We start from the raw sequence: 14,369 nt of genomic DNA on the forward strand, positions 1-14,369 counted from the left end.
TGATACTTCCGTTGTAACACGCGTTTGTATTTTTCTTAAGCTTCTAGAGCAAACACACTTGAATCGAGCGAACACCTATGAATCTATGGACCAAAATTTTTCAGCCTCCTCGCCACATTAAAGAAATCAGTGATCCGGAGTTGGTTAAAAAGCAATATAAATACTGGAGAGTGCGTATCTTTTACAGCATGTTTTTTGGTTACGTGTTCTTCTATTTTACAAGGAAAAGCTTTACCTTTGCTATGCCAACTCTAATTGCAGATCTTGGATTTGATAAGGCGCAACTAGGGATTATTGGCAGTACACTCTACATTACTTACGGCATTAGTAAATTTGTAAGCGGTGTGATGTCAGACCAATCCAACCCTCGCTATTTCATGGCGACCGGATTAATTATTACTGGCCTCTCTAATATCTTCTTTGGCCTATCGTCTACCGTGCCTTTGTTTGTGCTGTTTTGGGGAATTAATGGTTGGTTCCAAGGATGGGGCTGGCCTCCTTGTGCACGTCTACTGACTCACTGGTATTCTAAATCAGAAAGAGGAACTTGGTGGAGCGTCTGGAGTACTTCTCACAATATTGGAGGAGCTTTAATCCCTGTTTTGACTGGAATCGCTATCGATTATGCAGGATGGCGAGGAGCTATGTTTATCCCAGGAATTATTTGCATTATCATGGGATTTATCTTAATTGACCGTTTGCGAGACACTCCACAATCGCTAGGGCTTCCGGCTATAGAAAAGTTTAAAAAAGAAGACCTTTCTCATCCGCATGAGGAAACTACCGCGGATATTTTGGAAGAGGAGGCCGAAAGAGAGCTTTCCACTAAAGAAATTTTATTTACTTACGTGTTATCAAATAAATGGTTATGGTTCCTATCCTTCGCTTCCTTCTTCATTTACGTAGTCCGCATGGCAGTGAACGATTGGAGCGCTCTTTATCTCATTGAGACAAAGAATTATTCCACAGTAAAAGCGAATCTCTGCGTATCTTTGTTTGAAATTGGCGGATTATTTGGTATGCTATTAGCGGGCTGGTTATCCGACACCATTTCTAAAGGAAAGCGAGGGCCAATGAATGTAGTCTTCTCGCTGGGATTACTATTCTCTATCTTGGGATTATGGGGAACTCATGATCGTTCTATATGGTGGGCAGATGGAGCATTTCTATTTATCATCGGCTTTTTCCTTTTTGGACCACAAATGATGATCGGATTAGCAGCCGCAGAATTATCACATAAAAAAGCCGCTGGAACGGCCAGTGGTTTTACAGGATGGTTCGCCTATTTCGGAGCTGCTTTTGCTGGATATCCTCTAGGAAAAGTTGCCCAAGATTGGGGATGGCATGGATTCTTTGTTGCTCTCTTAGCCTGTGCTTTGATTGCACTCCTGTTCTTCTTGCCAACATGGAATGCATCCGAGCAGAGTTTAAGAAAACATAGTCACTAAGTAAAGAGCTGTTTTGACCTGGATTCCTTTACATTGTCACTCTCAATACTCCATTCTGGATGCAACGTGCTCAATCAAAAAGTTTGTTGCTAAAGCTGTGGAGTATCACATTCCCGCGCTCGCTCTTACCGATCACGGGAATTTGTTTGGAGCAGTCGATTTTTATAAAACCTGTAAACAAAACGCTATTAAACCTATCATTGGCTGCGAACTATACGTCGCTCCTTCTTCTCGATTTGATAAAAAGAAAGAAAGAAAAAGCCAGGTGGCCAATCACCTTATCCTACTCTGCAAAGATGAAGAGGGATACCGCAACCTTTGCTTACTTTCCTCTTTAGCTTACACTGAAGGCTTCTACTATTTCCCTCGCATTGATAGAGAACTTTTGAAGCAGCATTCAAAGGGATTGATCTGTTTATCAGCCTGTCTGTCGGGGTCTATTGCTCAAGCAGCATTGGAATCTGAAGAAGCTTTAGAGAAAGATCTTTTATGGTATCAAGATCTTTTCCAAGAAGATTTTTTTAGTGAAGTGCAGCTTCACAAATCTTCGGAAGAAAAAATTGCACTTTTTGAAGAAGAGTGGTTAAGGCAAAACTACTACCAATTCATTGAAAAACAACTCAAAGTTAAAGATGCGGTTTTAACAGTATCTAAACGTCTTGGAATTTCTTCGGTTGCCACCAATGATATCCACTATTTGGATCCAGACGATTGGCTTGCACATGAAATTTTGCTAAACGTGCAATCCAGAGAACCTATTCGAACAGCGAAACAAAATACTTACGTTCCCAATCCTAAACGGAAAACGTATCCCAGTAGGGAATTTTATTTCAAATCTCCCCAGGAGATGGCCGAACTATTCGCAGACCATCCAGAAACTATTTCCAATACTTTGATCGTTGCTGATCGTTGTAACTTGGAACTCGACTTTGTTACTAAACATTATCCTATTTACGTCCCAGAAGATTTACAAAAAAAAGGCTCCTACTCTGAAGAAGAACGCTATAACGCATCTTCTGCTTTTTTAGAACAACTGTGCGAGCAAGGGCTCAAAACCAAATACACTCCAGAACTTTTAGGACATATCGCACAAAAATTCCCAGAGAAAGACCCTCTTACGGTAGTTAAAGAACGACTCAGTCTAGAATCAACTATCATTATATCCAAAGGGATGTGCGACTATTTGCTTATAGTTTGGGATATTATTAATTGGGCGAAAGACCATGGAATCCCCGTCGGCCCAGGCCGAGGCTCTGGAGCTGGTTCCGTTATGCTCTTTCTCTTAGGGATAACCGAAATCGAACCCATTCGCTTTGATCTCTTCTTCGAACGATTCATTAACCCCGAACGATTATCCTATCCAGATATCGATATCGATATCTGTATGATTGGACGAGAAAAAGTCATTAACTATGCGATAGAGCGTCATGGGAAAGAAAATGTGGCCCAAATTATTACATTTGGCACCATGAAAGCTAAAATGGCTATCAAAGATGTTGGAAGAACTCTAGATACTCCCCTATCTAAAGTGAATCTCATTGCTAAGAAAATTCCAGATCTCAATGCTACCATTGCTTCCGCATTAGAGTCTGATCCTGATTTACGGCAACTCTATATAGACGATGCGGAAGCAGCAGAAATCATTGATATGGCGAAAAAGCTAGAGGGCTCTATCCGCAATACCGGAGTACATGCTGCGGGAGTCATCATCTGTGGGGATCCACTCACCAATCATATTCCGATTTGCGTGCCTAAAGACTCTTCGATGATTTCTACGCAGTATTCTATGAAGCCTGTCGAAAGTGTTGGCATGCTTAAAGTGGATTTTTTAGGTTTAAAAACCCTAACAAGTATTCACGTTGCTACAAAAGCGATCTACAAAAAAACCGGCATTTTACTACAAGCTGCAACCCTTCCGTTAAACGACCGCAATACATTTTCTCTCCTTCATCAAGGAAAAACCATGGGAATCTTCCAAATGGAATCTCGTGGGATGCAGGAACTTGCTAAAAACTTACGCCCTGATGCTTTTGAAGAAATCATAGCTATTGGGGCTCTCTATCGCCCCGGACCTATGGATATGATTCCATCATTTATCAATAGGAAACATGGGAAAGAAAATATTGAGTACGACCACCCCTTAATGGAGCCTATCCTGAAAGAAACTTTTGGGATTATGGTTTACCAAGAGCAAGTCATGCAAATTGCAGGATCATTAGCAAAATACTCCCTAGGAGAAGGGGATGTTTTACGTCGAGCCATGGGGAAAAAAGACCACGAACAAATGGTCAAAGAACGTGAAAAATTTTGCTCAAGAGCATCCGCCAATGGCATTGATCCTTCCATAGCCACGACTATTTTCGATAAAATGGAAAAATTTGCGTCCTATGGATTTAACAAATCTCATGCCGCTGCTTATGGGCTCATAACCTACACAACAGCCTATCTTAAAGCAAATTATCCAAAAGAATGGCTCGCAGCTCTTCTTACCTGCGATTACGATGACATTGAGAAAGTTGGGAAACTCATTCAAGAAGCTCATAGCATGAATATTCCCGTCCTTCCCCCTGACATTAATGAGTCCGGCCAAGACTTCGAAGCAACACAAGAAGGCATTCGTTTTTCACTAGGAGCTGTCAAAGGCGTAGGCGTGAGCATTGTGGACAGCATCGTTGAGGAGCGAGAAAAAAATGGCCCTTATCGAAGTTTGCAGGATTTTGTACAACGATCTGATTTTAAAAAAGTTACCAAAAAACAGCTTGAATCCCTAGTCGATGCAGGAAGTTTTAATTGCTTTGAACCTAATAAGGACCTAGCTATAGCTATACTTAATGATCTGTATGATACTTTCTCCAGAGAGAAAAAAGAAGCTGCAACAGGAGTTCTCACCTTCTTCTCTCTTAATAGCATGACTAAAGATCCTGTCAAAGTAACTATCTCTCCCGAAAATATTGTTCGACGTTCAGACAAAGAATTATTAAAACGAGAAAAAGAATTACTTGGAGTCTATTTAACTGCTCATCCTATGGACGCAGTTAAGCACTTACTTCCATTTTTATCTGTAGTTCAGTCAAAAGATTTTGAAGGACTACCACATGGATCTGTTGTTCGAACTGTCTTTTTAATTGATAAAGTCACAACTAAGATTTCCTCTGTAGAACACAAAAAATTTGCGCTTCTACAAGTTAGTGATGAAGAAGATTCCTATGAACTTCCGATTTGGTCTGATATGTATGCAGAATACCAGGATCTATTGGAAGAAGACCGTCTTATCTATGCAATTTTAACTATAGATCGACGTAGTGATTCCCTCCGGCTCTCCTGCCGCTGGATGAGGGACTTATCCTCTGTTAATGATACAGTCATAACAGAATGCGATGAGGTTTATGATAGACTCAAAAATCAAAAAATATACTCTTCAACAAAAAAATCAACTGGAGGGCAATCGCAAGCAATGGTGAAAAAAGAAGAACCTAAGGCGATCCCGCCAGTAACCATCTCTTTAGATTTAAATAGACTACGTCACAGCCACTTATTCACTCTAAAAGGACTTATACGTAAGTACTCGGGATCACGCGCGCTCTCTCTTGTGTTCACAAAAGATAACCAACGGATTGCCTCAATTTCTCCGGATTCCGATTTTTTTGTTACAGAAGATATCTCAGCCTTCCTTCAAGAAATTGAAACAACAGACATCCCTGCTCGTATTCTAGCTACTGCTGTATAATTTTGACTTACGATCTATAAATCTTCTCTGTCGCTATTGTGGGCGGGTTTTTAATATCTTAATTGACACGCTTAAAAAACTTCTTTAATATTTAGAGAATTTGTTTTTTTTAGGTTGCACATCATAATGAAAACTATTCTCGCTACTTTATGCCTAATCTTATGCGCTTCCTGCTGTTCAAAAGGAGCTTGCGAAACTCGCATCAAACACACTTTTTCAGAAAAAAAATTTCAAAAATACTCTCCCGTTCCTAAACACCCTTTGTCTGAGCAAACCCACCTGTATGCTAAATCGTGTTCTATAGAACTAGAACAGACGCAACTTCCTACAAGTACCCTCACACGTTACGTCTCTTCGACCCCTACTGATTCTTTGTCTTCTAAACCTTTAGCAGCAGTCTATGTACTAAGCCACCCTCTGATACAGCATAAAGCTTCGCTTCTTCGGAATAAAAACACGAAGTCTAAAATATTCCGTGAATGCCTAAAAGAAATCTCTTTAGGCGTTTGCTATGAAGCAACCCGCGATCTCGCCCTTAAAAATATCTCTATTCAAACCCCCTTAATGCAAGCAGAATGCCCTCATCTTACTGGGACTAAAATTGTTGTTATTCCAGTATTAAGAGCTGGACTCGGAATGGTGGATGGATTCCTTGCTCTGGTTCCTAATGCTAAAGTAGGACTTATTGGCATGAGTCGAAATCACGAGACATTCCAACCCTCTTCCTACTGTTGCAAACTACCTGAAGACATTGCTGACTGCCACGTGTTTATCGTTGATCCCATGTTAGCAACTGGTGGATCGGCTTCAGCAACTATTCAACTAGTGAAGGAACATGGCGCTAAAAACATTACTCTACTCAATGTTTTAGCAGTGCCCGAAGGAATCGAACGCATTCAAAAAGATCACCCTGATGTAACTATCTATGTAGCCTCTCTCGATGAAAAATTGAATGAATCCGCTTATATTCTTCCTGGATTAGGTGATGCCGGAGATCGTCTCTGTGGGACATCCAATCCATCCTAATCTGTTTTTGAAGAAAGATTTAATAAACGAGGGGGCTGCATTTCCACCCTCGTTTTTTTAGGGAGATAAAAAGAGAAAGAGAAGAGTACTCAATAGAGATCAAGAGAAAAAGCAAAGGTGCTATTTGCGATGAGAAGGGGCAAAATCGAAGGGTTTTCCTGTAATGGCATTAATATATTCAACACGAACACTACTATCCGAAGCGGCAATAGAAACTTTGTATACGGGAACATGAATATGCTCAGAACTCAAAATAAAGAAGTTGTCTCCAAAGATCATCTCTACTAGATTTTGAATGCGATCTTCTGGGTATACAATCGAGCAAACTGTGGCTCCTTTTGGTTTAGCTAACCAAACAGGAGACGAATTAAATACAGTCATGCACCCTTTGATTGGTTGCGGTTGCTGGAAGTGGCTATAAATCAAATTATCATGAGTAAATATCAATTTTTTCTTCTGACACGCACGGATTACCCGATCAGCACGAACATTGCGCATAGACAAAGCTTGAGAAAGCACCTCTTTAGGAGCAGCTCCTCCCATACCTGCTAAAATTTGCATAAGTTGTACGTCTTGTTTTCCTGCCTTCAACATGAGACATTCTCTAAAGCCTTTAGAATAAGTCCAAGATCCAGTATTCAATACCATTTCCCCATTGGACAAGCTCCAAAGCACAGCTCCTTCATGACTTCCTGCGCGCTTATCTTCTTCTCCAGAAAATCGGACACGCATAAGAACATGAGGAACAAAAAGCAATTCGGCAGAAGCTTTATCTTTTGCAAACATCGCCAAAACTTGCTCTTCAGATATACGTCTTTCGAATACACATAAACGCTCATTACCGGAAATTTTTCGAACGAGTTGCGAGCTTTTCTCAACAAGTTCTACTCCATAATCCATAGCGAATTGTTTGATTCTATGTGAATAAGGGATCTTTTCCCAAAAGACAATAGAACTAAAAATTGCCGCAATAAAAACAACTTTCTTCATAAACAAACCTTTTTATTTATTTTAATAAATAAAAACTCCTATTCCAAATGTTTTTTTATTTTTTGTTAAACAAAAGCTGTAAGAGATTTGACAAATTCTCTTTTTCTTTTTTATGATGACGCTTTGTTATCGTTATCCCGCGTCTAACTATGAGAGTCATTTTAAGAGCACTTTGCTTGTTTCTTTTGTTGCCTTGCGGTTGTTATGCACGAGTGCCTACTTTTGAACCTTTCTTAGGTTCCATGGCTCCCAAAAAATATACTCCCAAGTATTCTCCGGAACTCTATTTCGAAAAGGGAGATCACTATTTTCAGGCTAAAAAATTTAAACAAGCCCTCCTTTGTTTTGGGATGATAACACATCATTTTCCGGAGCACGCTCTACGTCCTAAAGCACAATTTCTTACTGGGATTTGTTATCTCGAAATGGGACACCCAGATTTGGCAGATAAGGCATTAACACAATATCAAGAGCTCTCCGACACAGAATACTCAGAACAATTATTCTCTATTAAGTATTCTATCGCACAAAGTTTCGCTAACGGGAAGCGCAAAAATATTGTCGCTTTAGAGGGTTTTCCTAAGTTATTGAAAGCTGATACAGATGCTTTACGTATTTTCGATGAAATTGTTACAGCTTCTTCTGATGTGGACCTTAAAGCTGATGCTCTCTACTCAAAAGGAGCTCTTTTATTCGCTCAGAAGGAGTACTCTGAAGCCATCAAAACTTTAAAAAAGGTCTCTCTTCAGTTTCCTTCTCATTCTCTTTCCCCTAAGGCATTCTCTCTCATTGCAAAAATTTACTGCTTACAAGCCTTGCAAGAGCCTTACAACGAACAATACCTACAAGATGCCCGAGCGAACGCTGCAGCTTTACGAAAACAACATCCTAATCATCCTAGCAATTCAGAAGTGGCGAACTATATCCACCGTATGTGTGAAGCATATGCTTCTTGCTTGTATTCTACTGGGCGCTTTTACGAGAAAAAGCGAAAGGCCTCTTCTGCAAAAATGTATTACTCGATAGCATTGGAGAGTTTTCCAGAAACCTCTTATGTCGCTAAATGTAACAAACGATTGGAGCGGCTCTCTAAACAAATTAGTTAAGCAAACAGAATGGCTTTTTCGTACAAGCTTAGATTTTCCTGGTTAAACAGCCTTGTTTTTTGCGCATTTTTACTACCTTCCTGCGGCTACACCGTAGTCTCTCCTTACAGAGTAGACAAGGAACTCTCTTTATCTAAAGGGATTTATATCTGCCCTATAGCAGAAGATTCATTAGGAGAGGTTGTTTCAGCTCTTTCTTATGAGTTAGAAAAACGCAACCTTAGAACACGATTGCATGAATCCTCAGCCGATTATGTACTCAAAGTCCTACTTTTCAATGAAACAGATGAAAACATCGGATTTGCTTTTACTCCTAAAAAACCAGGAGAACAAACAGCAAAACACTTTATCGTCTCCAATGAAGGGCGTTTAGCTTTATCCGCAAAAGTACAGCTGATTAAAAAATGCTCTCAAGAAGTAGTAATAGAAAAGTGTTTGAGAGAGTCCGTTATCTTTGATTTTCAACCAGATCTAGGCACTGCGGATGCCCATCAGTTAGCTCTTGGGCAATTCGAGATGCATAATGAAGCAACAAAAAGTGCCCATCGTATTTTGTATTCAAAATTAGCAGAAACCATTGTACAGCAGGTATACTATGACCTTTTCTGAAGGAGAACATGTTTTCCCTGCAATGTTACAAGAACTTTACACTATGCTCGATTTTGTAAAACGAGCTGGCTTTCGCTGTCATTGTTCTAAAGAAAAATTATTAAAATTAGAACTAGCTTGCGAAGAGATTCTTGTGAACATCATTACCCATGCTTATCGATCTTTGCCGTCCCCAGGATGGATCCGCATTCTTTGCACAGAAACCTCAAATGCTCTTTTAGTTAGGATCACAGATCATGGTCCGGCTTTTAACCCAATCACCGCCTCCCCAGACATCATGCGGCAAGATCTGCCGATCGAGCAAAGAAAAATTGGTGGATTAGGGATATTTCTAGCAAAACATTCTGTAGATGTTTTTGATTATGAGCGAGTAAACGATATGAATGTTGTTACACTAACATTATATACACAACCCCAAGATCAATGATCCCTGCTCCTTATTGAGAAGGGAACAAGGATCTTAACTCCTTTTCTGTATCTCGGATATCGTATAAATATCTTCGCAAAGCCTCTAAAATCAGGCTAGAATTGTTGTACTTCCCAGAAGCCTCAAAAGCTAATTCTGGAGAAAACTTCATATCTTGATTTAAAGCAATATAGCCTCGAGTAACAGCCTCTCCATTAATTAACCCAGGCACCAACCAAACAGCAAAATTTGTGTTAAATAAAGTGAGTTTATCTGAAGATTCTGATACGATGAAGTCATTGACAGCGCCATCAGCAAGTCCCTCAGCTTTAAAATCTAAAGCCGAACGCGCTAAAACATCAGAAATATCCAGAAAGCCCTCTGGAAAAGCTGTATTGTAGTTTGCCATTGAGTGACGGAAAAAATCCTCTAAAAAATCTAAACTCACTGCCATTTCCTCTTTCTCAAGGGTAATTTTTTATTAAAAGCGCCGTCAAGAGCTTTTTTGATATTCGTAACTGGAAGTTCTTAGAAAGCAGACCATCAGCAGGTTCTATGCGTATTCTTTCTTTGTTGTGCAGGTTCTTTATCTGCTCAAGTCCTCTTTTTCTACAGCCCGCTTCTTTGCTAGCCGCTTCTCCCGCCATCACAACAAAAGGATTAGCCGCCGCAGTCATGCACGCAGATTCCGGAGCTATTCTTAAAGAAAAGAACCTAGATCAAAAGATTTTCCCTGCAAGCATGACAAAGATTGCCACAGCCTTGCTCATCTTACGAAAACACCCTGATGTTTTAACTCGATTTATCACTATCCGAAGAGAACCTCTTACCTCCATCACCCCTCAGGCAAAACAACAATCCGGATACCGAAGTCCTCCCCACTGGCTGGAAACGGATGGTGTGGCCATCCAATTAAAATCCAAAGAAGAAGTTTCTGGTTGGGATCTTTTCCACGCACTTCTAATTAGTTCTGCCAACGATGCTGCTAATGTTCTGGCAGATGCTTGTTGTCAAAGTGTTCCCGCTTTCATGCATCAGCTCAATGATTTCTTAAAAGAGATTGGCTGTCAAAATACCCACTTTAATTCTCCTCACGGCCTCCACCACCCTGACCACTACACTACCGCTAGAGATCTAGCTATCATTATGAAAGAAGCGTTAAAAGAACCCCTATTCTGTCAGGTCATTCGCACAGCCTCCTATACCATGGAGTCAACAAATCTAAGCCCAGAAAGAACGCTATCTTCCACCAATCGCCTTCTTTCCTCTTCTTCAACCTACTTTTATCCTCCCTGTTTAGGAGGGAAAACAGGCACAACCAAAAGCGCAGGGAAAAATATTGTCTTTGCAGCAGAAAAGAATAACCGTTCGATTATCGTCGTGGCAGCCGGCTATTTTGGTCCTGCAGCACAACTTTACCAAGATGCTATCGCTGTATGTGAAGATTTATTCAATGAGCAGCTATTACGTTGCTTCTTGCTCCCTCCTGCTAGTCAGTACTCCGTGAAAACCAAATTTGGACCCATAACTGCCCCGGTATCTCAAGGAATTTATTATGACTTTTATCCTTCCGAAGGGGACCCCCTCTTATCCCTTTCTCTGGAATCGTCTAAAATCGCTTTCCCTATTCGACAAGGAGATCTTTTAGGTCACTGGATTCTATCCTCCCCCTCAGGAGAAAAAGTTCATTCCATCCCATTCCTAGCAGAAAGCGATATCCTTCCCTCCTTTAAGCAACGGATTCTTTTAACCAGTCTGCGAATCCTTACCTCGTATCGGACCTATGTCCTTATCTTGCTTTTCTTTTTGCTCAATCGAAAGAAAAAACATTCCCGAGCCACTAAAACTTTTTCTAACCCTTTTTTCTCTTAACTCTCTATCTTGGAAATCTTTAGCGGACTTTTTTTCCGCTTTTTTCTAAGATTTTTGCGTTGTTAGAGAAAGTCTTTTTCCTTTCCTGTTCTTTCTCAAGATCTTTTTTAGATTGTGTAAAGGACTCTTATGTTCACAAAAAAATTTTTTCACATATTTTTATTTCTCGGTCTTCTTCCCTCGCTTCTTTTCTCATCTTCTCCAACGCCTAAGCTATCCTCTACTTCAGGGAAAAATACCTCTTGCCTTCTTCATCTACTCAAACGTTGCCTCCCAGAAACCTCTCGTGACAAAAAAGAACGTTATTATCTTTTCCTAAAACACGTGACCCATGCGCTTAAACGCCCAGAAATATGGAATAATTTACAAAATCTTCTCTTGATTCTCATGCAGTTCGAACAATTTGCGGAACAAGCTGCGGGCTACCGTTATTATGAACAAATCCTTGCTCAAGTAATCGAAAAAAGAATTCACTTCCTACTATCAGAACAACAGGTTTCTGAACTTACCAATATATTCTCTCCCCCAATAGGAGATTCATGATCCCCTTTCGCCTTCACCATCTTTACACCTTACTAGATAGTTTGTTCTCTTCTCCTATTGGAGAAAGCAACAGGGTGGCAGCATACTTCAAAGAACACCCCGCCCTTGGCTCTAAAGATCGTCAATGGATAAACTCTCGTATTTTCACTATTCTACGTCACCGACGTTTACTAGAAACCTTGATTCTAGAAGAGGGTAAAGAGATCTCTTCACAAACATTAGTAGAAAAAGTAGAGGAAGGCGTAACTGAAAATATTGAACACTTTCAACACCTCCCTTGGGCCGTCCGCTACTCTGTATCTGATGATTTAGCAGAATGTTTGTCCGCGGATTACGGTGAAGAAGAAGCGATCCGCTTAGCTAAAATTTTTTTGGAAGAAGCGCCCTGTTCCATTCGCGTAAATACAAGACGTATTTCCGTAGATAAACTTCAAGAAGTCTTGCCTTTCTCTAGCCAAAGAGGCGCAGCCCCTTCCTCTTTACGTTTTGACAAGCGCTATCCTTTACAACATACGCGAGCATTCCGTAGAGGACTTTTTGAAATTCAAGACGAATCTTCTCAAATTATTACCAATGCCATTCTTGTTAAAGATTCCGATACTGTTTTAGATTTTTGTGCTGGAGCTGGAGGGAAGAGCCTGATTTTTGCCCAGAGAGCTCAACACGTAACTCTGCATGATAGCCGACCACAAGCATTAGAAGAAGCTCGCCAACGCCTATCTCGTTCGGGAATAAAAAATTTTACTATTGCTTCCCTTCCTCTTAAACAACATGGTTTCTCTTTAGTTGTGGTAGATGCTCCTTGTACAGGAAGCGGAGTCTTCCGACGCCATCCAGAAAAAAAATTACTCTTCTCAAAACAACTCCTTAAGAATAATTCCGTTGCTCAGGGAAAAATTTTAAAACAAGCGCAAACCTACGTAGCTCCTCGCGGACGATTAGTTTATATCACCTGCTCTCTTCTAAAAGAAGAGAATGAAAAACATACCTTACAAATGGAAGCTCTAGGCTGGAAATGTATTAAAGAAGTAAAGATCCCACTCATTTCCCAACAAGGGGATGCCTTTTTCTCCACGCACTTTATCCGAAGACGGGACTTCTAGAATCTTGATCTTAAACCATAAGTGTAGGTACTATAGAGCAAGAGCTAGCGGACGTTTCTTCTAATTCATCTTTTTTCTCTCCAATACCAGTGATTTTTATCACTCAGGGAGGGATTCGCCTGCTCTTATAAACAACATCATTATTTTTTGATCATGCATAAGAAAACACAATCACCTTCTCAAGAAGGCTTTTCCGTTTGGTCTATTGGAGGCTCTATTTTTGCTATGTTCTTTGGAGCAGGCAATGTTGTCTTCCCTTTGGCCTTGGGACACCATTTCTATCATCATACCTCTTACGCTTGTTTAGGCATGATGCTGACAGCCGTATTGACGCCTTTGTTAGGGCTCTTTGCGATGATGCTATACTCCGGGGACTACCGTTCTTTCTTCTCTTCCATTGGTAGAATGCCTGGTATGATCGTGATGGTGGCTATTCTATGCATTATTGGACCTTTTGGAGGAGTCCCTAGAACCATTGCTGTATCTTACGATACGTTGGCTTCGTTAGGTAACACTCAATCTACGCTGTTACCCTCTTTACCGTGGTTCAGCCTAGTATTTTGTGTACTCGTCTATCTTTTTGTATGTAAGCTTAGCAAACTCATTCAATGGTTAGGATCCGTCTTTTTCCCTGTCATGCTTGCGACTTTAGCTTGGCTAATTATTAAAGGCTTGTCGATACCAAGTCACGCGCCATCCTTAGAAAACGAGCCTTTCTCTAAGCAACAAGCCTTTGTTGCAGGACTAACGGAAGGATTTAACACGATGGACCTGCTGGCAGCGTTTTTCTTCTGCTCTATCGTTCTTGTGTCCATTCAACAATTTGTTGTTCAGCAAGATCACAAGTCTTCTGAAGAAAAACCCTTAGAATTTCACCATATTGGTAAGGCTGAAAAATACAAATTAGGGATGAGCTTCCTTCTAGCAGCAGCTCTTCTTAGCCTTGTCTATCTAGGCTTTGCATACTGCGCAGCTCGTCATGCGGGCGCTCTTGTAAATATTCAACGAGGACAAATTTTAGGTAGAATTTCAGCCATTATTTTCGGCCCTAATAGTTTCTTAACGGGGATATGCGTCTTTCTAGCTTGCTTAACCACAGCAATCGCAGCGACAGGAATTTTTGCAGACTTCATTGCAAGGGTAGTATCCTCACAAAAAATGAGCTACTCCAACGCGATAATAGTTACTTTAGTTCCCTCATACTTAGTATCTATTCTAAGTTTTGAGAACATTAGTAAGATCCTCCTTCCTATCTTAGAAGTGAGTTATCCCGCACTCATCGCTTTAACTTGTGGCGTCATAGCGAAAAAACTTTGGGGGTTCCGTCAGGCAAAAACTTTATTTTACCTTGTTTTTGTGTTGACTCTACTCTATAAACTATCCGTTTAATGAGCGAATTCGCAATGATTTTTAAGAAACAATCCCTTGCTGAATAAGCAAGGGATCTTCTTTTGCTCAAAGTACGATGCAAAACAACGCTTTACTTCTCCAAAACAAGTCGTTCCTTTTTATCTTAAATCATATGCAAGCTTGGGAACA

Annotated in this window: 11 protein-coding genes and 1 pseudogene; 10 read left to right on the forward strand and 2 right to left on the reverse strand. The window is 40.4% G+C overall.

Going from position 1 to position 14,369, the window contains the following annotated elements; translation table 11 throughout:
- Positions 1-77 precede the first annotated feature (77 nt).
- The 3 genes from pgtP (at position 78) to upp (ending at position 6,201) form a co-directional block, all read left to right on the forward strand.
- A complete protein-coding gene (pgtP, locus tag TC_RS04225) occupies positions 78-1,448 on the forward strand; it encodes an MFS transporter (protein WP_010231706.1) in 1,371 nt (456 codons plus the stop codon).
- Between the two features lie 13 nt (positions 1,449-1,461).
- Positions 1,462-5,175 (forward strand): DNA polymerase III subunit alpha, encoded by a 3,714-nt coding sequence (gene dnaE / locus TC_RS04230; RefSeq protein ID WP_010231707.1) that lies wholly within the window; start codon positions 1,462-1,464, stop codon positions 5,173-5,175.
- 126 nt (positions 5,176-5,301) lie between these two features.
- Complete coding sequence (upp, locus tag TC_RS04235; RefSeq protein WP_010231711.1) at positions 5,302-6,201, forward strand: uracil phosphoribosyltransferase; 900 nt, start codon at positions 5,302-5,304, stop codon at positions 6,199-6,201.
- A 120-nt stretch (positions 6,202-6,321) separates the two neighbouring features.
- On the opposite strand, the gene TC_RS04240 is transcribed toward upp, so the two are convergent.
- Entirely contained in the window at positions 6,322-7,191 is an 870-nt protein-coding gene (locus tag TC_RS04240; protein WP_010231713.1) for a hypothetical protein, read from the reverse strand.
- Positions 7,192-7,340: 149 nt separating this feature from the next.
- On the opposite strand from TC_RS04240, the gene TC_RS04245 reads away from it, so the two are divergent.
- From TC_RS04245 to TC_RS04255, 3 genes are read left to right on the forward strand one after another with little or no spacing between them, the layout of a single operon-like run.
- A complete protein-coding gene (locus TC_RS04245) occupies positions 7,341-8,297 on the forward strand; it encodes a tetratricopeptide repeat protein (protein ID WP_010231715.1) in 957 nt (318 codons plus the stop codon).
- Positions 8,298-8,306: 9 nt separating this feature from the next.
- The gene (locus TC_RS04250) at positions 8,307-8,906 is read left to right on the forward strand and encodes an LPS assembly lipoprotein LptE (RefSeq protein WP_010231717.1); all 600 of its coding nucleotides are present in this window, start codon (positions 8,307-8,309) and stop codon (positions 8,904-8,906) included.
- A complete protein-coding gene (locus TC_RS04255) occupies positions 8,893-9,333 on the forward strand; it encodes an ATP-binding protein (RefSeq protein ID WP_010231719.1) in 441 nt (146 codons plus the stop codon). The genes TC_RS04250 and TC_RS04255 overlap by 14 nt, the downstream gene beginning before the upstream one ends.
- A gap of 10 nt (positions 9,334-9,343) precedes the next feature.
- Here TC_RS04255 and TC_RS04260 read toward each other — a convergent pair whose 3' ends face one another.
- Positions 9,344-9,760, reverse strand: coding sequence for a hypothetical protein (locus TC_RS04260; RefSeq protein WP_029589532.1), 417 nt, complete (start codon positions 9,758-9,760; stop codon positions 9,344-9,346).
- 107 nt (positions 9,761-9,867) lie between these two features.
- On the opposite strand from TC_RS04260, the gene TC_RS04265 reads away from it, so the two are divergent.
- The 4 genes and pseudogenes from TC_RS04265 (at position 9,868) to brnQ (ending at position 14,219) form a co-directional block, all read left to right on the forward strand.
- Positions 9,868-11,184: a D-alanyl-D-alanine carboxypeptidase family protein gene (locus tag TC_RS04265; RefSeq protein ID WP_010904409.1), complete on the forward strand. Its 1,317-nt coding sequence runs from the start codon at positions 9,868-9,870 to the stop codon at positions 11,182-11,184.
- 129 nt (positions 11,185-11,313) lie between these two features.
- Complete coding sequence (locus tag TC_RS04270) at positions 11,314-11,727, forward strand: hypothetical protein (protein ID WP_010231728.1); 414 nt, start codon at positions 11,314-11,316, stop codon at positions 11,725-11,727.
- 124 nt (positions 11,728-11,851) lie between these two features.
- Positions 11,852-12,830 (forward strand): annotated as a pseudogene (locus TC_RS04275) (RsmB/NOP family class I SAM-dependent RNA methyltransferase).
- Positions 12,831-12,983: 153 nt separating this feature from the next.
- Positions 12,984-14,219 carry a branched-chain amino acid transport system II carrier protein gene (gene brnQ / locus TC_RS04280; RefSeq protein WP_010231734.1) on the forward strand — a complete coding sequence of 412 codons (1,236 nt, stop codon included), beginning with the start codon at positions 12,984-12,986 and terminating at the stop codon, positions 14,217-14,219.
- The last annotated feature ends 150 nt before the right edge of the window (positions 14,220-14,369 follow it).

The sequence above is a fragment of the Chlamydia muridarum str. Nigg genome, assembly GCF_000006685.1.
Classification (GTDB): domain Bacteria; phylum Chlamydiota; class Chlamydiia; order Chlamydiales; family Chlamydiaceae; genus Chlamydia; species Chlamydia muridarum.